The sequence below is a fragment of the Leifsonia sp. Y878 genome (assembly GCF_057669685.1).
Window position 1 is genome coordinate 1 of record NZ_JBYHFS010000001.1, and the last position, 20,572, is coordinate 20,572.

A 20,572-nucleotide genomic window follows, 5' to 3' on the forward strand; every position below is an offset into this window, starting at 1 on the left:
GGCCCCTTTCCCCGGGTCGGCCCTCGGTCGCTCCTCAACCAGCGGAGGGTTGCCGGTTTCGAGACGCGGCCTCGTTCCTCGGTCGCTCCTCAACCAGCGGAGGGTGGCCGGTTTCGAGACGCGGCCTCGTTCCTCGGTCGCTCCTCAACCAGCGGGGGAAGTGCTACAGGCCGAACGCGGCCAGCGCCTTCGTGATCTGCTCGTGCGCCTCGCTGTTGCTGATCGTCGCCTCGCCGTCGCCCGGTTGGGCGCCGTAGTCGCCGAAGCTCGCGTGGTTGGCGCCGTCGATCTCGACGAAGGTGGTGTTGGCGGGGAGGAGGTGGGCGGCATCCGCTATCTTTTCCGGCGTGCTGAGGCCGTCGTCGCTGCCGCCGATACTGAGCACGTCAAGGTCGGAGTCGCGGAGGTCGTTGGCGCAGTAGCTGCCGAACAGTACGAGGCCGCTCACCTCTGGTGAGTCGGCGAGCTGGCAGGCCCGCACGCCGCCGAGGGAGTGGCCGCCGATGAACCAGGTGGAGACATCCGTCACGTCATCGGTGAATGTGGAGAGCGGGCGGGTGTCGAAGAAGGCCAGGTTGAGGGTCGGCTTCGTGATGACGACCGTCGCGCCGCTCTCGGCGACGATGCCCGACAGCACATTCATGTATGCGTACGGGTCGACCTTGGCGCCGGGGATGAAGACAAGCCCGGTTCCGGAGGCATCCTCGGTGGGCGAGAGGATGACGGAGTGGTCGGTCGAGGTGATCTCCACCGCCGGATTGCGCCACACCTCCAGCGCTGCGGCACGGTCGCCCTGCATGACGATGTTGGCCCACGCCAGCACGCCGATGACCAGGAGCAGCAGCACGGCGAGCGCGGCGCAGGCGATGAGGACGATTCGACGACGGATGCGAGTGGCTGAAGTAGGCACGTGGACATACTCTCACCTCGGTGCCGGAACTACGGGGAGTCGCCGGGTGTGGCCGGGGATATGCGCGGGTCGGGCTCGGGGTCGGGCTCGGGGTCGTTGCTGGCGTCTGGATCGGGGTTGGCACCCGTGGACGTGCGCACTGCGTCGGCCAACTCGAGCGTCGCCTGCTCGACGGCATCCGCGAGGCTCGGGTCGACAAGCGGCAGGAAGTGCCCGGCGATCGGCAGCTCAACGTTGTGCGCTCCGGCCAGGGCACTCTTGCTCGGAATGTGCGGGTCGAAGTCGGCGTAGATCGACACGATGCGCTTGTTGACGTCCTGCTGGGCGAGTAACTCCATCACGACCTCGTCACGGGGCGAGAAGTCGCGGAGGATGCGAGACGGCATGAATCGTGCGTAGGTCGACCCGGAGAACGGGGTCGAGATGGCCACCATGCCGACGATGTTCAGAGGGGCAGGAGCAGGGGCAGGCTCGGCGTCCGTTTCGTGCGGCGCGGCATCCGTTTCCCGCAGTGCAGCCGAATCCGGCACCAAGCTCGCGTCGTGCAACACGACCGCGTCGTCAGGGTCTGCCGCCGCGGCGAGCATCAGCTGCTTGCCGATGAGGCCGCCCTTGCTGTGCGCCAGCAGGATGAACGTGTCCACCCCATGCTCGGCCTGCACCTGGCGTAGCGCGTCCTCGACGATCTCAGCTGAGCGGCGGATCGGCATCCGGTTGAAAGCGAGTTCCGGCACGGAGAACACCCGGAATCCGAGGGAGTTCAGGCGCAGCGCGAGCGGTTCGAGAAAGAACCAGGTTTCGAAGACGCCCGGCAGCAGCACGACCGCGGGGCGGGCAGGGTCGCCGTGCGTGAAGTGCGCGGGAACGTCCCGGTGGAACAGCGAGCGCGCCTGCTGCAACCCGGCGTAGGCGTAGTCACGCCCTCGCCACCCGAGTTGCCGCAGGAGATTCATGCGGGCTGCAGATGTTCCACAATGAGGTCCGCGGCGCAGACGCCGTCTTTGACCATGGTTTCGTGGCCCCTGCCCTCGATTTCGGCCAGGCGGGCATTCGGCAGGAGCGCCGTGACTTCCGCAGCCCAGTCGTGTGGGCAGACCGGGTCGCGCAGCCCGCGAATCACCAGGGTGCGGGCCTGAATGTGCGGCAGCGTCGCCTCGATCTCGTGCGCCATCATGCTGCGCAGCTTCTTCGCGAACCAGCGCGGCCCCGCTTTGAGATAGTTCTGGATGCCGAGGGCGAGCACGCGCGGGTCGTCGTTGTAGAGGTCCTGCACCATCCGCCACGCCTGAAGCCCGATGCTTCGCTCATGCCGGTTGACGGTCGGCGCGATGAGCACGAGTTCATCGAACAGGTCGGGGCGCTGCCTGGCGGCTTCGGCCACGACCTGCGTTCCCATGGAATGCCCGACGAGCACCGGATGCTCGAGTGCCAGCGCCTCCACGAATTCCACGAGCACCCGACCCAGCTCGGCCATGCTCATGTCGTTGTCTGGTTCGGGGGAGTCGCCGAAGCCGGGAAGGTCGATCGCGATCACGCGGCCGTACGGTTCGAGCGCATCACGCAGCTCGGCGAAGTACGACGTGCCCATGCCGATGCCGTGCACCAGCAGGAAGAGTGGAGATGCGGGGCTGGTGAAGGCGGTGAAGTCGACGTCGCTAGTGGCGTCGTCAGTTGCGTCGCCAGCAGTATCGGCGACGGCGGAGTCTGTGAAGGCGATGTCGTACTCGCCCACCCGCACCCGTCGCATCGCCATCTCACCATCATCGTGCATGACGGCAGCTGAGGGGCAGCTGTGGACGAACGCGACGCGCGGCGGCGGTTGCGCGGGGGGCGGACACGGGCGGACCTGCGGCGGATGCGCGGCTGGTGCGCTGCACGCGCCGCTCGCGGATGTCGCGAATACAGGATGCCACTGCGAATTCGGGCGGTTTCTTCCTGTTTTCGACTACAAATGGTCGATTCGTCCTGTTTTGGCGACGGGCACTGGCACGAGCAGGCACGCGGGTGTTCGCGGCTAGCGGCATCCGTTTCACTTAGTCCGGATGTTTCGGAACACGAAGGCGAGGAGAATGGTTACAGTCGTTGGTCGCCTGGGCGGCCGCAATGAGAGGTAGTCCGTGTCACACACCGAAGCACGCGAAGCAGGCGCCACTGCGCATCGCATCGCCGCCGAACCCTTGACCGAGCAGGAGGTCGAGGCGATTCGCGCTGACTTCCCCGCACTGGCGGAGCAGGTCAACGGCCTGCCGCTCGCCTACCTCGACTCTGGAGCGACGGCGCAGCGCCCACAGTCTGTGCTCGATGCCGAACTCGACTTCCTCGTGCACAGCAACGCTGCCGTGCATCGCGGCGCCCACACTCTCGCCGGTCTCGCTACCGAGGCCTACGAAGACGCCCGCGCCACGGTCGCAGCGTTCGTCGGCGCTCGTGAAGACGAGATCGTCTGGACCTCCAACGCAACGGATGCCCTCAACCTCGTCGCGTACGGCTTCGCCAACGCCAGTCGGGGCCGTGGGGGAGACGCCGCCCGCCGGTTCGCGCTGAGCGCCGGCGACGAGATCGTCATCACAGAGGCCGAGCACCACGCGAACCTCATCCCGTGGCAGGAACTCGCCGCGGTCACCGGCGCCACGCTGCGCTACGTGCCGGTCAACGACGAGGGCGTCTACACGGTCGCCGACGTCGAAGCCGTCATCAACTCGAAGACCCGCGTTGTTGCCGTCGCTCACGTCTCCAACGTCACCGGCTTCGTCGCTCCCGTCGCCTCGATCGTCACGCTGGCGCACGGCGTCGGCGCATACGTTGTGCTCGATGCCTGCCAGTCGGCGCCGCACCGCCGCCTCGACCTGGTCGCCCTCGACGTCGACTTCGCTGCGTTCTCCGGGCACAAGATGCTCGGCCCCACCGGCATCGGTGTTCTCTACGGCCGCCAGGAGCTGCTGAACGCGCTGCCGCCGTTCCGCACCGGCGGGTCGATGATCACGACTGTCACCATGGAGTCCGCCCAGTACCTGCCAGCCCCGCAGCGCTTCGAGGCCGGCACGCAGCCCGTCTCCCAGGCCGTGGCGCTCGCCGAAGCCGTGCGCTACCTCGAACGCCTGGGCCTTGACCGCATCGAAGCCCGCGAAGAATTCCTGGCAGAGCGGATGCTCGTGGGCCTCGCCAAGATCGACGGCATCCGTATCGTGGGCCAGCCGGCTGGCACCCCGCGCGCCGGGCTCGTCGCGTTCGACGTCGCCGGCGTGCACGCGCACGATGTCGGCCAGTACCTCGACGCGAAGGGCATTGCTGTGCGGGTCGGGCACCACTGCGCGCAGCCGCTGCACCGTCGCCTCGGCCTCACCGCCACCACGCGCGCCAGCGCCTACCTGTACACCACGACCGACGAGGTCGACCGCTTTCTCGCCGCCGTTGCCGAGGTCCGTCCGTACTTTGGAGAAACCTCATGACCGACCCGTTGGCCGGGCTCTACCAGGAGCTCATCCTCGACCATTCCAAGAAGCGCAGCGGCTACGGTGCGCTCGAGAACTCCGACGCCGAACGCTTCGAACGCAACCCCACCTGTGGCGATGAGATCACGCTGCAGATCGCGCTGGAGCCCGGCTCCGACCGGATCGCGTCGCTCGGCTGGGTCGGATCTGGCTGCAGTATTTCGCAGGCGTCGGCATCCGTTCTGGCCGAGATCGCGCCCGGGCAGACCATGGCTGAACTGCAGTCGACCATCGATGTGTTCCGCGAGATGATGCGCTCGCGTGGCGCCGGCGAACCCGATGAGGATGTGCTCGGCGATGCGATCGCCTTCCACGGCGTCTCCAAGTTCGTGATGCGTGTGAAGTGCGCGATGCTCGGCTGGGTCGCCGCCGAGGGCTGCCTCGCCGATGTGAAGGCGTCGCAGAGCGCGTAGTAACTCCTCGCTGATTGAGGAACGAGCGCCAGCGAGTGTCTCGAAATCTCGTAGGCCGATCTCTGATCTGTCTGGGATTCACGCCCGCGCTGGTTTCGAGACGGCCGCGGGCGGCCTCCTCAACCACCGGACTCCCGCTGGTTGAGGAGCGCCCGAGGTACGAGGCCGCGTCTCGAAACCCGCGCCCGCTACACTCGCAGCGTGAGTCCGAAACGATTTCCCCAGCGTGTGTACGCGCAGGGAACAGAGCCCGATCCGCGCTTCAGCCTGGCCAATGAGCGCACCTTCCTGGCGTGGATCCGCACGTCGCTCGCGCTGCTGGCCGGCGGAGTGGCGGTCGAGGCGCTGAACCTGAACATGGTCGAGTGGATCAGGGTCACGGTGATCGCGGTGCTGCTTGCCCTCGGCGTGATCACGCCGATCTACGCGTGGGTCAGTTGGATGCGTATCGAACTCGCCCTGCGGCTGAACCGGCCGATGCCGGGGCCGTCCCTCGCCCTGATCCTGGGCCTCGGCCTCTCATTCGTCGGACTGCTGGTGGTGCTGGGGCTGGTGTTGTGAGCGCGGCGTCCCCGTTCGATCCTGGCCTGCAGGCTGAGCGCACGCTTTTGGCCTGGCAGCGCACCACTCTGTCGCTGGCGATCTGCTGCGCCGTGGGAATTCGGCTGGCGGCACCGCTCATCGGTGTCACCGCGGTGGTGGTCGGTGCCGGGGGCGTCGTGCTTGCCCTGGTCGCGTACGTGACTGCGCGCAGACGATATCGGCACACGCACCGCGAGTTGACGGCATCCGGTTCGCTGGAGGCGGTGTCTTCCTGGCCGCTCGCCGCCCTCGCAGCAGTGACCCTGCTGGTGGCGGTGCTCGCGGTGAGCGTCGTGGTTGCGATGATGACGGGCCAGCGCCTCAGCTGAAGGGGTGCCGATTTAGCGTCCTGAACTTCCGGCTCATATGAGCCGCAAGTTCAGAAGGCAATCTCGACAGGGTCGGATGCTGCCCTCCCGCTGGTTGAGGAGGCCGCCAGGCCGTCTCGAGACCCGGTCGACTTCACCGCCAAAAGCCCTGTTCACCCGCAACCACCCGGGACTAACGTGGGAGGCGTGCCCGCTCCCGTAGCCGATGTGCGGAGCGCTCACGCCGCTGGCGTGCAGCGCCTTCTGGCGAGCTATCGGGCTGTGCCGGCGGCATCCGCTGTTCGGCTGGCTAAACCGACGTCGAATCTGTTCCGCACCCGAACCAAGACCCAGGCCAAGGGCCTCGATACGTCGGGGCTGACGGGCGTCATTGGTGTCGACGCGGAGTCCTGGACGGCCGAGGTGGCCGGCATGTGCACCTACGAAGACCTCGTCGACGAGACGCTGCGCTACGGGCTGGCGCCGCTGGTGGTGCCGCAGCTGAAGACCATCACGCTCGGCGGCGCGGTCACCGGTCTTGGCATCGAGTCGACGTCGTTCCGCAACGGCTTGCCGCACGAGTCGGTGCTGGAGATGGATATCCTCACTGGCGCCGGCGAGGTGGTCACCGCATCGCCACGCGAGAACTCGGATCTGTTCCGCGCTTTCCCCAACTCCTACGGCACGCTCGGCTACGCGGTGCGCCTCCGCATCGAACTCGAACCGGTGAAGCCGTTCGTCGCGCTCACCCACCTGCGGTTCCACTCGCTCACCGACCTGATTGTCGCGATGGACGGTATCACCCGCACCGGCAGCCTCGACGGTGTTGCCGTCGACTACCTCGACGGTGTGGTGTTCAGCGCCGACGAAAGCTACCTGTGCGTGGGCAGGCAGACGATGGCGCCCGGCCCCGTCAGCGATTACACCGGCCAGCAGATCTACTACCGGTCGATTCAAGAGAAGAGCGGCCAGCAGCAGGTCGTCCAGCACACGAGCGGCCGGCACGACAAGACGACAGCGGATGACCGCCTCACCATCCACGATTACCTCTGGCGGTGGGACACGGATTGGTTCTGGTGCTCGGAGGCGTTCGGCGCGCAGGATCAGCGCATCCGTCGGATGTGGCCGAGACGCTATCGACGCAGCAGCGTCTACGGGAAGCTGATGAAGTACGAGCAGCGGTTCCACATCGGCGATCGCATCGAGAAGCTGGGCGGACGGCCGCCGCGCGAGCGGGTCGTGCAAGACGTCGAGGTGCCGATCGAGCGGTGTGCGGAGTTCCTGGGCTGGTTCCTCGACAACGTGCCGATTGAGCCGATCTGGCTGTGCCCGCTGAAGTTGCGAGATGTGAGCGGATGGCCGCTCTACCCGATCCAGCCGCAGCGGCGCTACGTCAACGTGGGCTTCTGGTCGACGGTGCCGGTCGGGTCCACCGAGGGGGAGACCAATCGGAAGATCGAACGCTCGGTCGCCGATTTCGACGGCCACAAGTCGCTGTACTCAGACTCCTATTACTCCCGCGAGGAGTTCAACCAGCTGTACGGCGGGGAAATCTATCGCGCCGTCAAAGAACAGTACGACCCCGATGCACGACTTCTCGACCTCTATGCGAAGGCGGTACAACGACGATGACGACGTTCAGGGATGATTCGCCAGAGGTTGCTGGGCAGGCGGAGACAGTGGGCGGCGCGGAAGCGGTCGGTGCCGCGGAGAATGTCGGCGCCGCAGAGAATGTCGGCACAGGGGCCGACACCGCGAAGAACACTGACGCAGCTGAAGCGGCCGAACAGGCCGAAGCAACGGAGGCGGCTGAAGCGGCCGAAGAGGCCGACGCAGGGAAGTCACTCTCCCTCGCCGACGTCCTGGAGATCCTGGCCGGCAGCCAACTCCCACTGCGGTTCACGGCGTACGACGGCAGCTCGTCCGGCCCGGTCGATGCGCCGTTCGGGCTCGACGTGAAGACCCCGCGCGGCACGACCTACCTGGCGACGGGTCGGGGTGACCTCGGTCTGTCCCGCGCTTACATCGCGGGCGACCTCGACATCCACGGCGTGCACCCCGGCGATCCCTACGAACTGCTCAAGGCGCTGGCCGACGAGCTGGTCTTCAAGCTGCCGCCGCCTCGGGTGATGGTGGACGTCATCCGCTCAATCGGCATCCGTCATCTGCGTCCGATTGCGCCGCCCCCAGAGGAGGCACAGCCGCGCTGGCGTCGAATGGCCGCGGGACTTCGGCACAGCAAAAGCCGTGATGCGGATGCGATCCATCACCACTACGACGTGTCGAACACGTTCTATGAGTGGGTGCTTGGGCCGTCGATGACCTATACCTGTGCGTGCTATCCGGCCGCCGATGCGTCGCTGGATGAGGCGCAGGAGAACAAGTATCGACTGGTGTTTGAGAAGCTGCGGCTGAAGCCGGGGGACAGGTTGCTCGACGTCGGGTGCGGCTGGGGCGGCATGGTGCGGTACGCCGCGCGTCGCGGTGTGCGTGCCACCGGGGTGACGCTGTCGGCCGAGCAGACGGCGTGGGCACAGCAGGCCATCGCCGACGAGGGCTTGAGCGAGCTGGCAGAGGTGCGCTACGGCGACTACCGCGACATCGCGGAGGGCGGCTTCGATGCGGTGTCGTCGATTGGGCTGCTGGAGCACATCGGGGTGCGCAACTATGCGTCGTACTTCGAATTTCTGCGGTCGAGGCTGCGCCCTGGGGGGCTGCTGCTGAATCACTGCATCACGCGGCCGGAGAACGGTTCAGAACCGGCCGCTCACGGGTTCATCGATCACTATGTCTTTCCCGATGGCGAGCTCACCGGCTCGGGTCGGATCATCAGCAAGGCTCAGGATGCCGGCCTCGAAGTGCTGCACGAAGAGAATCTGCGGCAGCACTACGCGCTGACCCTCCGCGACTGGTGCGCCAACCTGGTCGAGCACTGGGACGAGGCGGTCGCCGAGGTCGGGCTCCCCACCGCGAAGGTGTGGGGCCTGTACATGGCGGGGTCGCGACTGGCGTTCGAGAAGAACGGCATCCAGCTGCACCAGGTGCTGATGTCGCGCACCGACGCTCACGCCAAGGCTGTAGCCGATGCTCTGCCGTTGCGCCCGTGGTGGACTCCGTAAAGTCAACGTGGCGGTAACGTGCGGCGCGCGTGGGCGTTCCGCACGCCGCCGCCTCCACCGAAAGTTGAGGCATTTGCCGTGGTCGAATACCAGACGGGTTCCGAGACAACTCCGACGCCCACGGATGTGCAATGGGCCCATCTGACGCAGTACGCCGTGCCGTTCGACGTTGCAGCGGGGGAGCAGATCGTCGGCACGGGCGACCCGGATTACCCGATGATCCTCGTCGAGGCCGGGCAAGTCGAGATCGTTCGCGATGCGTTGCGTTGGATTGATGAGGAGGTCCTGGCAATCGTTGGCCCGCGCAAATTCGCGGGAGAGCTGGGCCTCCTCAATGGTCAGCGCGCATTTCTGTCCATTCGGGCGAAGACACCCAGCCGAGTCTGGCGTCTGGATCGCACCGCTCTCCGCCGGGTGCTCTCCGAAGACGACGACCTGGGCGACATGGTCCTGCACGCGCTGTGGGCACGCCGGGAATCGCTCCGGAAGGGGTCGGCGGCGCTCACCCTCAAGTTCGTCGGGGCCGGCGACTCCCGCGAATTCCTCGCGCTGCGGCGATTCGCTGAGCGCCTCGACCTCGTGCACGCGGCCATCGGACTCGAGCCCGGTGAGACCGTTTCGCATCCCGGCTACGAGTGGGGCCCGGAAGATTTGCCCATCGCGTTCATCCAGGGGGAGGCGTTCGTGCGGGCGACGCCCGGCATGGTCGCCGAACATCTTGGCCTGAGCTACGAGCCGATCGGCGAGGACGCCGTCGATCTCGTCGTCATCGGCGGGGGACCTGCAGGGCTTGCCGCGGCCATCTATGGAGCATCCGAAGGGCTCAGCACGCTGTTGTTGGAGGCTGTCGCTCCGGGCGGGCAGGCGGGCGCAACCGCGAGGATCGAGAACTTCCTCGGGTTCCCATTCGGGGTCAGCGGAACGGCGCTGATCGGGCAGGCAACTCTTCAAGCGATCAAGTTCGGTGTGCGCGTCTGCGCCCCCTGCGAGGCCGCCGAATTGCGCTCCACCGCAGACGGCCTTGAGGTGGTGCTTGATGACGGGCGGGTGATCCGTGCACGTTCGGCTGTCGTGACATCAGGCGCCGCCTACAAACGGTTGCACCTGGAGCGCTGGGAAGACTTCGAACGCACGAGTATCCACTACGCAGCGACCGCGCTCGAGCTCAAGCAGGTACTCGGCTCCCCGGTCGTCGTTGTCGGCGGCGCCAACTCCGCCGGCCAGGCCGCCATCTATCTCGCTACTAACGGCTGCAGCGTGCATCTTGTGGTGCGCGGTGACGACCTCGGCACGCGGATGTCGTCCTACCTCGTCGACCGGATCGTGGACGACCCACGGATTCACCTGCACACGTCGTCGAACATCATCAGCCTCGGTGGCGGTCACGCCCTCGAGACCGTACAGATCGACACGGCCGGCACGATCCCGGCACGCGGCCTGTTCTGTTTCATCGGCGCCGACCCCGCGACGGGCTGGGTAAAGGACCTGGACTGCGATGAGGCGGGATTCATCCGGACCGGAAGCGACATCACGTCCCAGATGCTGGAGCGCTGGCAGGCTCTTGAACGAGAGCCCCTTCCCTTCGAGACGTCCACGCCACGCGTCTTCGCAGCCGGAGATGTGCGCCGAGGATCGATGAAGCGGGTTGCGGCCGCCGTCGGCGAGGGGTCTAGCGCAATCGCCTCAGTCCACCGCGTACTCGCCGAGTGAGCAACGCGCGCCGTCAAGCGGACCGGTGGATCGAGGCTTAGAACACGCCCAACCCGCGTCCGCTCTCCTGATCGCTGATTGAGGAGCACCGAGGAACGAGACCGTGTATCGCCGCTGCGCGACTGACTAACTCTGCCCGCGTTCCCACCGAAGTTGCAGCGCGATGATCCGGTGCCACTAGGCGACTTCGCGTGCCGAGACGCATGACCGATATGGTGAGCGAATGAAGACTCGGGGGAGCGTTCGGTGGGTCGCGGCGGCAGTGGTGACAGCCGGGATGAGCAGCATGCTGATGGGCTGCACTGTGGTCATTCCGCCACCACCGGTTGCGGTCACGGCGGTCGTTGACCACGCGGTGGCGATGATTCAGACAATCGAGGGTGTCGCATCCGCTGACTCGCACATATCGGCTGATGTCCTGCGGGGCGGCCCGCTGTCGAGGTCAGAGGCTTGGAGTGCGAGCATCAGCATCGATGTGGAACCGAACCTGCGTGATCTGAGCGCGGTGTCCAACAGCGTCGAGCAGGAAGTCGCGGCCGCAAATGCCACAGTTGCGACCTTCGGGACGATTCGCATCCCGGCGGACGCTGGCGGCGTGCAGGCATCGATCACGTTCTCCTCTCACGATGACTATCCGGCTGGGCCGCTCACCCCTGCGGAGCTCGCGGCCGCCGCCGTGTCGCTTCGAGGAGTCGACGGCGTGATTGACGTCCAGGTTTCGGACGACAACCGGCCGGTGAGAGTGTCGGTGGATTCGCCCCACGAGTGACCGCGCGTTGCTGCCACGATGCGCGCGCTCCGCGGATTTGGCGATCGGGCCCTCGCCGCCGTGACACTGGATAGTTCGCTCTCCAACTCGCTGCTGACCCTCAATTCCGTGTCGCCAAGCCAGAGCCTCATCGCGGATCTCAGCGCGCTGGCTGTGGATCCTGCCGTTGAGGCGCTCGGCTACTCCGGTGCACCGCCGAATGGCGACTCCAGCGGGTTGGCTATCTGGCGGCCATCGCTTTACGTCAGGGTGTCAGCGGATGCTGCCGCGCAGGCCGCTGAGGGGTCGACCAGCGCGCCGACGGCTAGCTCGAAAGCCAGGGCGGCGGCTCAGGCCGATGTCGAGCGGATCACCGCGATGCTGGTGCACCTAGACGACTCGCAGACGGCCGTGGAGGGCATTCCGCGGGCGTCGTTCACGGTCTCCGCCGACGTGGGAGCCACATCCACTGAAACCACAACGACCATCGAGCGAGTTGGGTATGTGGGCCTGCCGCTCGGCTCGGCAGAGCCCGACGACCACATCGTGCCACCCATCGACCCTGCCGTGTTCGGTATCCCGCTCGATGCGGATGCCGCCGCCGCGCGACTGCAGGGCGATCAGCTGCTGGTCAGGACGCTGCTCGACGATGCGGGCGACGCTGCCGGCATCCGTGGGCCGGCTAACGTCGCGATAGCCGCGTGCACCTCCGGGGTGGGGGAGCAGGTCAGCGGCTCGGTAGTGATTCCGATTTTCGAGATCGCTGACAGTGCCGACGACGCCTTCGACGCCATCACCTCGTCGTGGGTTGCCGACGGATACTCCGCGACGGATCGGGCGATGGGCAGGGACTTCTATTCGCTGCTGGGCTTACACGAGGATGGCGCCGAATACGTCGAGCTGGGGTTGTTGTCGATCCGCGGCACGGCGGACGGCATCTCGATCCTTGTGCAGTCGGAGTGCATCGTTGCGACGTGATGTTGTCAGGGAGCAGAAACCACTCGCCCGGCCTTGCGGTTGGCGAATGGGAGAGCGCCGAAATCAGCGACAAAGTCGGCGATCATCTTTGATTCCACGGATTCCGGATCGGAGTCTGGCGTCTCTTTCCACGCGACGAGAAGCTGGTCGCTTTCGGCGATCTGCCATAGGTAGCGACCGCCCCAATGTCCCACAGGTTCGCCCGCACCGTGGCGCCGGAATTCATCGAGGCGTTTCCGGAGTCCACGCCGACCCGTCGCCCCGGCGCCAGCTTTGCCAATGTAGAGGACCTCGGCACCGCGGATCCACGCTGCTCGCAGCTGCTCGATATCGACGGACGGGTCCTTTCCCTTGAACCATCCGGCTGCGCTTCGTTCGCTGAATGCTGGTGGCGACGAATCTGCGCGGAGCACTACATAGACACCGGGCGTTGCCGGGACCGTCGAAGTGGGTAGCTCCGCAAACCGTACGAAGCCGTTGAAGCCTGAATCTCTGAGTCCTTCGAGCGCCCAATTCACAGGTGCAGTCTATTGTCCTGGTGCTTTGGGATGAAGCGATTGTGGCGTGAGATGCGCACGATGACGTGGGATCAGCCCAAACCCAAATGGGGGGATGGAAGCATGAATCGAAATCGTCACATGACACAAGCAGCAAGACGTGGCAGATGCGAGTGCAGCCACAAAATCATGCGAACCCCTCATCGAGTCGACATCCACCAATACAAAACAGCGGATGCGCCAAGCAGAACCAAAATCGGAACAAGGCCCTTGGCCAGCCCCCTCCAATACGCCCGACGTCGATTGTGCGCATCCATCACTGCCACACCGGAATGAAGCGCATCGAATGCTGAATTGATGGCGGCCCCGTCTACGGCAATCTCAGGTGATGTGTGCCACGTGCCTGGCAGCACCGCAGCATCCACGATTCGTTGAACCTGCTCAACGCTTAAGACCGGCCGGGTCGTCAGTGTTCGCAAAAGCCGGCGCTCAGTGACGATGTGCAGTGCAACGTTTCCGCCATCTGGCGCACGCTTCGTGACGATCTCGCTTGCCCCGACGAGCGTGATGACGGCCGTCACTGGAACTGTCATTCCGCTTGCAGTCGAGAGCAGGGTTGCGGCGCGCTCGGCCTCGTGCGTGGCGTTGCGAATGTAGGGCACTTTGTGCCCGCCAACGCGCATGCCCTTTCCGCCTATCCACACCGACTTGCCTGGGTGGTGCTTCGTATTGATCGTAAACACGCCCGCCTGACCGATCACGACGTGATCGATGTCGCTCGCTCCGCTCCCGACCGGCACGGAATGGAGCACCGTCCACTCGCGCCCGAGCTCAGCGAGCACCTTCCCTACCCGTCGTTCACCAATTGCGCCGGTGTACCAGGGGCGGGCCTCGTCGCTGAGGCGAATCATTCCCTGGCGGGGCGACAGCTGCGCCTCGCCGCTTTCATGTGCGCTGAGCACCATGGCCATCAGCCCCTGGGCGGGCACTCGACTGCGTAGATCTGTCAACGGATGCTCCCCAAACCGGCGCACTTGCGCCTCATCCGATCTTTCAGGAAGCTTCCTTGCGGTGCTAACCCCCAAGCGGGGTTCCGTGGTCGGGCGTCGTTGCATCCTCGCTGCCGGCCGGCCGACCGAGCGTGGCCAGGTCGCCACCTTCCGCCCGATTCGCAATCATGACCAGAATTATGGCCGATGCCGCCTTCCGCAAGGGATTGCGTTTGATGGATCGTACCCACTTCGAAATTGATTGCCTGGTCGAAGTGGGGCAACCAACTGTTTCACACGTTCTTGTCTCTAGCGAATGAGAGACGCCTCCCCGCGGCGACGATTCGGACAGTGTCTCAGGCCGCCCTTATGCTGAGACGGTGAGTGAATGGGAAATCTTCAACGGAGACGCACTAGACGTCTATCACAAATGGGAGTCACCGACGACAATCGTGAGTGATGGCGCCTACGGTGTGGGTGGCTTTCACGGCGACCCACGTACAGCTGAGGAGCTACCCGACTGGTATCGACCGCACATCTCGGCGTGGTCGAAGCATTCGACTTTGTCGACTTCGCTTTGGTTCTGGAACACGGAAGTCGGGTGGGCGAGCGTCCACCCTGAATTGGTGAGCGCCGGGTGGCAGTTCGAGTTCTTGAACACCTGGAACAAGGGGATCGGCCAAGTTGCTGGGAACGTTAATAGCAAGACGATCAGGCGCTTCCCGGTTGTAACCGAGGTTTGCGCCTACTACACACGCACCCCCCAGCTTCCTGTCGAGCCTGGAAGCGATCACATCATCCACATGAAGAAGTGGCTGCGCGATGAGTGGAAGCGTTCTGGGCTCCCCGCTCGAGCTGCCAATGCGGCGTGTGGCGTCAAAGATGCAGCAACGCGCAAGTACTTCGATCAAGGCTGGCTTTGGTATTGGCCTCCCGTCGAGGTGATGATGAAGCTCGTCGCCTATGCAAATGAGCACGGAAAGCCTGAGGGCGCTCCGTACTACAGTTTCGACGGCGAAGCGCCGGTGACGGCTAAGGACTGGGCTGCGACCAGGAGCAAGTTCAATTACGCCCACGGAGTAACGAACGTTTGGGATCTTCCGTCATTGCGGGGCGCTGAGCGCTATCGAGGCAGCGGCAGCCGGTCCGCCCCAAGGACCCACAACCCCGGCAAGATGAGCACGAGCCATTTGAATCAGAAGCCACTGGCGCTTATGGATCGAATCATCAGCGCTTCAACGGACGAGGGGGATGTTGTGTGGGAACCGTTCGGTGGGCTGTGCACGGCTGCGCTGAGCGCTGTCAACCTACAACGCCGAGCCTTTGCCGCCGAGATCGACCCGAGACACTACGATCTCGCTCAAGAGCGGTTCAGAGATCGTGTGCCAACTCTGTTTGAGGTTCAGCCCTAAGCATGTCCGCGTAGAGGTCGACGATCATCCGCTCTGCTCGTAATCGCAGTCTGTCGCTGGTTCCATTCAGGTTTCTGAGGATAGTTATCCATTGAGCAAATGACTTGCCTAGGTATTTCTCTGCGAGCAGCTCTTTCTTGAACGTTTCTACCGCATCGGCGCCGACACGATCGATCTTGGCGAAGTTCGTGTCCAACCTGTAGACGAGCCTATTTTGTAGAGCAACAGCCTCGGCTTGCGCTTTGGGCGAATGCGGATCAATAGTCTTTGATCTATTGGCGTACTCAGCGCGCACTTCAGCAAGCACCACTGGGTCGCAGTGCGACTCTTGCAACTTGAAACCGTTGACATTGCTCTGCTGGAGGTTTGCCGTCCGAGCGGTCGTGTTGTTCGGTTCGATAATTAGGTAGTCAGGCGGCTGGTGATAGTGGCTGTCTCTGCTGGCTGCGAGTTCCGAACCTGAAACGGTAAGAACGCCGAGAATCTTGGGCTTCCCGTAGATCAGGTGGCTCATACACCATGCCACAATCGCGACGTTAACGTTCTTGCCGGAAAGCAGGTTCTGTGACTCTTTGAAGCGACCGGTGATCTCGGTGCTGAGGACATACCAAGCCTTGATTTCGAAGCCAGTGTCCGTGTTCAGGCCATCGGCGGTTCTCAAAATCGCGTCCGGGAAGCCGGGGTCTTGTCGATGCCAGTTATAGCCCTCGATGCTCGTCTTATCGAGCAAATCAACGATGCGTTGCTCCATGAGGTTGCCGACCATCGGACTCAGCTTGCTCACGACCTTCGCGAGGAACGGTGCCTCTTCAGTCCGCACGCTCTTCACTTCTATCGCATCGACGTTTTCACCCGCGAGTTCAAGCAGGGCGCTATTCGCGAGCTTTAGTAGCTCGGCAAGTTCATTGGTGATCGGCACGTTCCAAAAGTACTGTCTTACGCGGGCCACGCCTCCACATCAAGGTTTAGAGGTCAGCCCCAGTTAGGGGGGCGTTCATGAAGTAGTCAAACGATCTCGTAGTTCCCGGCATTGTCAGTTGCTTGCTTTCTTAGCTCAAACAGTGTGAGAATCGGGCTCTCGCTGTCTCCCGTTCTGTCGCGACCATTCCCTGAAGAGTGCCGCCGCCGAATTTGTTGCCCTCCTGCGCCCATCGCGGAGGATGCCGCGGGGTCACCCGCCAAGAATCATCGGGCTCGCAAGCCAGCGACGCGGACTGGCGATTTGAGACTTGATTAGAGACCTTAGAGCGCGCAGCGGAGGCGCCCAAAGAGAAACGCCCTGGCGCAAAAGGTCGACCTGGTGGCCGACGTCCACGCGTAGGTCGGTTGCCGCCTACTGGGGTGAGTAGTCGCAGCGACCAGGATTGCGAAGGCGCCGTGCTCCCTAAGCTGAGCCCATGACATCCGCTGCCGCCGTGCTCGTCTGCATCATCCTCGGGCTCCTCGCCGTCTTCCAGCTGCTGCTCATCGCTGGGCTGCCGCTCGGCCGGTTTGCCTGGGGCGGGCAGGACGAGGTGCTGCCGCGGGGCAAGCGCATCGGCAGCGTGATTTCGATTCTGCTCTACGCGCTGTTCGCGCTCATCGTGCTGGAGAAGGCGCAGCCGACGGACGTCATCTCGAACGAGACGTTCGTTGACGTGGCCATGTGGGTGCTCACCGGCTACTTCGCGCTGGGCATCGTCATGAACGCGATCTCGCGCAGCAAGCCGGAGCGCTTCACCATGACGCCGGTGTCACTGGTGCTGGCCGGGCTGTGCCTCGTGGTGGCGCTCGGCTAGCCGCCGGGGCGAACGCTCAACGCCCAACGGTCAGCGCACCGCACCCGCGATGCGATACGACTCCTCGAGCAGCTCCCCGAGTTCGTCCTCCTCCACCCTGGCCATCCGCACGAGCACCAGGCGGGGCCAACGCTCGTGGTGCGGGGTCCAGAAGTAGGTCTCGGGGTACGTCCCGGCCAGCGCCTCGCGATAGTCACTCTTCACGGTCAGGATGCCGTCGTCCCAGATCCTGGCCATCATGGTGCGCGCGAACCAGGTTGGCTGCCCCCAGCTGAGCCGTTCGGTCACACCCGGCATCGACAGGCAGATGCGGCACACGTCGTCCTCGGTGACCATGGCCGCCACTCTGCCACGGTGCACGGCCGCAGGGAACGGCGGGGGAGCGGATGCCGTCCCACGATACCCAGGAGCAGCCGCCCGGCCTAGGGGTCTAGACCGGGCGGCTCTGTTTACCGTCGAACCCGAGCGTGTCGGACTCGTCGCAGTGTGCAGCGACCAGCGCTCACTCGGCCGCGAGGGCTGGTGAGCGTTCGATTGTCGGGGCGGTCGCTTTCGACGCGGCGGGGAGGAGCAGTGCGAGAAGGAGCGGGATCGGGCTGAGCGCGAAAACCCACCAGAAGGTCGCGCTGAAGGCATCCAGCGCCTGCGGCACGGTACCCGCTTCGGTTAGGTAGCTCTGGAGGATCACCGCGATCACGGTGACGCCGAACGGGGCTCCGACGCGTTGCACGACGCTGAACGCCGCACTGCCGCGAGGAGTCTCTGCGTGGCTCAGGCCGGCGAAGGCGAGCGTCATCACTGGCATCGAAACGGCGCCCATGCCAAATCCTTGCAAGAACTGGCCGGCCAGAAGCAGGCTGTCTCCACCCGTGGATCCGGCCAGTGCGAAGGGCAGGATGCCGATCATGGTCAGGATGACGCCGCCCGCGATGACGAAGCGAGTGTCGACGCGGCCAGCCAGGCGTCGGTTGACGAGGATGAAGCACATCGTCCCGAGGCCTTGCGGGATCAGTAAGAGACCGGTGGCGAACACAGATTCTCCGCGGATCTGCTGGTAGAACATCGGCAGCAGGAACATCAAGGCGTAGAGCGAGAATCCGCCTGCGAAGGTGATCACGCTGCTGAGCCCGAAGCTGCGGCGAGCGAACAGTCGCACGTCCAGCAGTGCGGGGTGCTTCGCGTGCAAGGAGTGCATTGCGAACGCGACAACAATGGCTGCGCCGATGGCCAGGGGGAGCCAGGCTCCGACCGCGGCGAATCCGTCGACTCCGGCCGTCTGGACCCCGAACGCGAGGGCGGCAATCCCGGGAGTAAGGAGGAGGAGGCCGAGAACGTCCAGCGAGCGAGTGCGATCCTTCTCGCCGACCGGGAGGAACATCGGCGCGAGGATGAGGGCGGCCAGGCAGATCGGGATGTTGACGAAGAACAGCCAGTGCCATCCGATTGAGTCGATGATCGAGCCACCGATGAGCGGGCCGAGGATGGGGCCGAGCTGGCCGATGAGTCCGATCGTCGCGATGGCACGGCCGATCCGCTCCCTGCCAGCCGCGCGAGTGAGGATCGTAACGGTGATTGGCAGCACCAAGCCGCCACCGATGCCCTGCAGCACGCGGAAGCCGATCAGCGCCGGCAGGTTCCACGCGAGTCCGCACATGAGCGAACCGACCAGGAAGACGGCTACCGCGAACATCCATACTCGACGAGCGCCGAACCGTTCGGACGCCCAGCCTGAGACCGGGATGACGGCGACGTAGGCGAGGAGGTATCCGGTGGCGACCCACTGCGTGTTGGCGACGGAGGCGTTGAATGCCGAGTGGAGATGCTCCAGGGCGATATTCACGATGGTGGTGTCAAGGATGGTGGTGATCACGCCGAGCACGAGGACAAGGCTGATCAGGTTCAGTCGACGTTGCGAGACCGGCGGTGGGACAGGGGATATGAGTGGCGGAGAAAGAGTCATGGCAGTGACACTACACCGTGCAGTGTAGCCAGTACACTGGTCAGTGTAGAATCGTCGTCGGAGGCAGCCGATGACCGTACCGAGCACGAAAATCCTGCGCGAGGGTTCTTCGACGAAACGCGCCGCAATCCTCGTTGCAGCCAGAGAGCTGTTCCTGCGCGACGGGTTCGAGCGCACCAGCATGGATGCCGTTGCAGCGCAGGCGAACGTTTCCAAGCGCACGGTCTACGACTATTTCGGCGACAAGGCTCGTCTCCTGGTCGACGTTGTCAGCGACGCCGCAGAGTCGCTGCTGCGCTCGCTGAACACGGCCCTCGACGAGCACCTCGCCGATGATGCCCCCATCCGCACGACGCACGACCTTGAACAATCGCTGACCGCCTTCGTCGTCGAGATCGGCACGACAGTCGTCGGTTCCGCCGACTACGCCGCGGCGCTCACGCTTACCAAAGAGCACCGTGCCCTGCTTCCGGCAGCGGGAGGTTTGGAGTCCGCAGCGCCCGAGGAGGCAATCGCGGAACGCCTGGCGCATTTCCGAGACGCTGGCCTTCTGGATCTCTCGGATGCGCGTCTGGCGGCCGATCACTTCACCGCCCTTACCGTGCTCCTCGCTTACAACAACCAGCCCGATCCCGCTCGAGTCGACCCCGATGAGGTCCGACGGAGCATGACCGCCGGCGTCCACGTATTCATGCGCGCGTACGCGGCCCGCCCCTGATCCGAATCGTTGGGGTTGCTCTCGGAGCGGGTTTCGACGTCAAATGCGTTGGACACCTAGACACGGATGTCGCGCACCGGTTCGCACGGCTGGCCCTGTCGACCTGGGTCTGACGCGCTCTACTGTGGAGGTGCTCCCTCACAGGCGGCTCATCACTGGCCCCCATCCACAATCCGCTCGCTCGTCGATGCTCACCTCGTGCACGTGCGGTGGAATTCGGTATGGCAAAACCTTCGAAGAGAAGAAAACCCGTCCGACACCGGCCCGCGCGACCGGCACGTGCCCCAGCCGCGATCGAGGCCGATCGCTCTGACCCCACCGGCCACAACGAACTGAAACTTCTTATGGCGGATCTGAGACGAGCATCCGCTGGATTCACGACGCACGCGGCGGAACAGGCTGCCACGCCGCTGACCGATGAGGAGCTCGTCGAATTCGAGAGCGCCTTGACGGAGTACTCGCTTGCCATCGACAGGCTGAACGCGGCGTTGTTCTCAGAAATAGTACGGCGGGTCATGCTGAACCCAGGACTGTACGCAGAGAGCTACGCGGCGATCGAGCGCAAATTATGAGTATTACTTCTGGCGGTAAGAATTACGCTGAATTCATGCGCATAACGTCGAAGGGCCAGGTCACGATTCCACAGTGGGTTCGGGAGCGATATGGCCTGATGCCGCAAACCGATGTTCAGTTCATCGAGCGCGACGGCATGGTCATCCTCTCGCCGGCCGATGCAGCGTCGAAGCCTGATCGTGCCGACCAGCTTCTGGCGCGGCTTCGCGGGTCGGCCCAGCGCTCGTTGACCTCCGACGAGATCATGCGGCTCAGCCGCGCATAGCGGGTACTTCGGGCTCGATAGAAACGCACCCGACTCAATGATCGAGTCGCGCCGGGCGCGACGGCCCAAGCCGCCCGTCAGGCCCCCTCCGTTAGGGTTAAAGGAGTCCCAGCCGTACCCG

The 20,572-nt window shown here is 64.6% G+C and carries 22 protein-coding genes; 14 read left to right on the plus strand and 8 right to left on the minus strand.

Annotated elements, in window-relative coordinates:
• Positions 1-163: 163 nt before the first annotated feature.
• From AC25Y4_RS00005 to AC25Y4_RS00015, 3 genes are read right to left on the minus strand one after another with little or no spacing between them, the layout of a single operon-like run.
• Positions 164-910: an alpha/beta hydrolase gene (locus tag AC25Y4_RS00005; RefSeq protein ID WP_488118319.1), complete on the minus strand. Its 747-nt coding sequence runs from the start codon at positions 908-910 to the stop codon at positions 164-166.
• 29 nt (positions 911-939) lie between these two features.
• Entirely contained in the window at positions 940-1,863 is a 924-nt protein-coding gene (locus AC25Y4_RS00010) for an alpha/beta hydrolase (protein WP_488118320.1), read from the minus strand.
• The gene (locus AC25Y4_RS00015) at positions 1,860-2,681 is read right to left on the minus strand and encodes an alpha/beta fold hydrolase (protein WP_488118321.1); all 822 of its coding nucleotides are present in this window, start codon (positions 2,679-2,681) and stop codon (positions 1,860-1,862) included. Before AC25Y4_RS00015 ends, AC25Y4_RS00010 begins: the two co-directional genes overlap by 4 nt.
• 391 nt (positions 2,682-3,072) lie before the next feature.
• Here AC25Y4_RS00015 and AC25Y4_RS00020 point away from each other — a divergent pair, with 391 nt between their 5' ends.
• The 9 genes from AC25Y4_RS00020 to AC25Y4_RS00060 all read left to right on the plus strand — a co-directional run bounded on the left by AC25Y4_RS00020 (position 3,073) and on the right by AC25Y4_RS00060 (position 12,259).
• The gene (locus tag AC25Y4_RS00020) at positions 3,073-4,359 is read left to right on the plus strand and encodes an aminotransferase class V-fold PLP-dependent enzyme (RefSeq protein WP_488119493.1); all 1,287 of its coding nucleotides are present in this window, start codon (positions 3,073-3,075) and stop codon (positions 4,357-4,359) included.
• Positions 4,356-4,814 (plus strand): Fe-S cluster assembly sulfur transfer protein SufU, encoded by a 459-nt coding sequence (sufU, locus tag AC25Y4_RS00025; protein ID WP_488118322.1) that lies wholly within the window; start codon positions 4,356-4,358, stop codon positions 4,812-4,814. Before AC25Y4_RS00020 ends, sufU begins: the two co-directional genes overlap by 4 nt.
• A gap of 201 nt (positions 4,815-5,015) precedes the next feature.
• On the plus strand, positions 5,016-5,375 hold the full coding sequence (locus tag AC25Y4_RS00030) for a YidH family protein (RefSeq protein ID WP_488118323.1): 360 nt from the start codon (positions 5,016-5,018) through the stop codon (positions 5,373-5,375).
• A complete protein-coding gene (locus AC25Y4_RS00035) occupies positions 5,372-5,725 on the plus strand; it encodes a DUF202 domain-containing protein (protein WP_488118324.1) in 354 nt (117 codons plus the stop codon). The genes AC25Y4_RS00030 and AC25Y4_RS00035 overlap by 4 nt, the downstream gene beginning before the upstream one ends.
• A gap of 186 nt (positions 5,726-5,911) precedes the next feature.
• The gene (locus AC25Y4_RS00040) at positions 5,912-7,336 is read left to right on the plus strand and encodes an FAD-binding protein (RefSeq protein ID WP_488118325.1); all 1,425 of its coding nucleotides are present in this window, start codon (positions 5,912-5,914) and stop codon (positions 7,334-7,336) included.
• Complete coding sequence (locus tag AC25Y4_RS00045; protein ID WP_488118326.1) at positions 7,333-8,823, plus strand: class I SAM-dependent methyltransferase; 1,491 nt, start codon at positions 7,333-7,335, stop codon at positions 8,821-8,823. Before AC25Y4_RS00040 ends, AC25Y4_RS00045 begins: the two co-directional genes overlap by 4 nt.
• A gap of 78 nt (positions 8,824-8,901) precedes the next feature.
• Positions 8,902-10,533 carry an FAD-dependent oxidoreductase gene (locus tag AC25Y4_RS00050; RefSeq protein ID WP_488118327.1) on the plus strand — a complete coding sequence of 544 codons (1,632 nt, stop codon included), beginning with the start codon at positions 8,902-8,904 and terminating at the stop codon, positions 10,531-10,533.
• A gap of 223 nt (positions 10,534-10,756) precedes the next feature.
• A complete protein-coding gene (locus AC25Y4_RS00055) occupies positions 10,757-11,302 on the plus strand; it encodes a hypothetical protein (RefSeq protein ID WP_488118328.1) in 546 nt (181 codons plus the stop codon).
• A gap of 18 nt (positions 11,303-11,320) precedes the next feature.
• Positions 11,321-12,259: a hypothetical protein gene (locus tag AC25Y4_RS00060; RefSeq protein WP_488118329.1), complete on the plus strand. Its 939-nt coding sequence runs from the start codon at positions 11,321-11,323 to the stop codon at positions 12,257-12,259.
• A 5-nt stretch (positions 12,260-12,264) separates the two neighbouring features.
• Here AC25Y4_RS00060 and AC25Y4_RS00065 read toward each other — a convergent pair whose 3' ends face one another.
• Positions 12,265-12,777: a hypothetical protein gene (locus tag AC25Y4_RS00065; RefSeq protein WP_488118330.1), complete on the minus strand. Its 513-nt coding sequence runs from the start codon at positions 12,775-12,777 to the stop codon at positions 12,265-12,267.
• Positions 12,778-12,956: 179 nt separating this feature from the next.
• Positions 12,957-13,766, minus strand: coding sequence for a nuclease-related domain-containing protein (locus tag AC25Y4_RS00070; RefSeq protein ID WP_488118331.1), 810 nt, complete (start codon positions 13,764-13,766; stop codon positions 12,957-12,959).
• A 359-nt stretch (positions 13,767-14,125) separates the two neighbouring features.
• On the opposite strand from AC25Y4_RS00070, the gene AC25Y4_RS00075 reads away from it, so the two are divergent.
• The gene (locus AC25Y4_RS00075; protein ID WP_488118332.1) at positions 14,126-15,157 is read left to right on the plus strand and encodes a DNA methyltransferase; all 1,032 of its coding nucleotides are present in this window, start codon (positions 14,126-14,128) and stop codon (positions 15,155-15,157) included.
• Here AC25Y4_RS00075 and AC25Y4_RS00080 read toward each other — a convergent pair.
• Positions 15,117-16,076, minus strand: a complete 960-nt coding sequence (locus AC25Y4_RS00080) for a hypothetical protein (RefSeq protein ID WP_488118333.1) — start codon at positions 16,074-16,076, stop codon at positions 15,117-15,119. The two genes, AC25Y4_RS00075 and AC25Y4_RS00080, sit on opposite strands and share 41 nt — an antisense overlap.
• Positions 16,077-16,554: 478 nt before the next feature.
• Here AC25Y4_RS00080 and AC25Y4_RS00085 point away from each other — a divergent pair, with 478 nt between their 5' ends.
• Positions 16,555-16,935 carry a hypothetical protein gene (locus AC25Y4_RS00085; protein ID WP_488118334.1) on the plus strand — a complete coding sequence of 127 codons (381 nt, stop codon included), beginning with the start codon at positions 16,555-16,557 and terminating at the stop codon, positions 16,933-16,935.
• Between the two features lie 30 nt (positions 16,936-16,965).
• On the opposite strand, the gene AC25Y4_RS00090 is transcribed toward AC25Y4_RS00085, so the two are convergent.
• Positions 16,966-17,271, minus strand: a complete 306-nt coding sequence (locus AC25Y4_RS00090) for an MmcQ/YjbR family DNA-binding protein (RefSeq protein ID WP_488118335.1) — start codon at positions 17,269-17,271, stop codon at positions 16,966-16,968.
• A gap of 166 nt (positions 17,272-17,437) precedes the next feature.
• Positions 17,438-18,895: an MDR family MFS transporter gene (locus AC25Y4_RS00095; protein WP_488118336.1), complete on the minus strand. Its 1,458-nt coding sequence runs from the start codon at positions 18,893-18,895 to the stop codon at positions 17,438-17,440.
• Between the two features lie 70 nt (positions 18,896-18,965).
• Here AC25Y4_RS00095 and AC25Y4_RS00100 point away from each other — a divergent pair, with 70 nt between their 5' ends.
• The 3 genes from AC25Y4_RS00100 (at position 18,966) to AC25Y4_RS00110 (ending at position 20,451) form a co-directional block, all read left to right on the plus strand.
• Positions 18,966-19,613 carry a TetR/AcrR family transcriptional regulator gene (locus AC25Y4_RS00100; protein ID WP_488118337.1) on the plus strand — a complete coding sequence of 216 codons (648 nt, stop codon included), beginning with the start codon at positions 18,966-18,968 and terminating at the stop codon, positions 19,611-19,613.
• A 344-nt stretch (positions 19,614-19,957) separates the two neighbouring features.
• Positions 19,958-20,185, plus strand: a complete 228-nt coding sequence (locus AC25Y4_RS00105) for a hypothetical protein (protein ID WP_488118338.1) — start codon at positions 19,958-19,960, stop codon at positions 20,183-20,185.
• Between the two features lie 35 nt (positions 20,186-20,220).
• A complete protein-coding gene (locus AC25Y4_RS00110; protein WP_488118339.1) occupies positions 20,221-20,451 on the plus strand; it encodes an AbrB/MazE/SpoVT family DNA-binding domain-containing protein in 231 nt (76 codons plus the stop codon).
• The last annotated feature ends 121 nt before the right edge of the window (positions 20,452-20,572 follow it).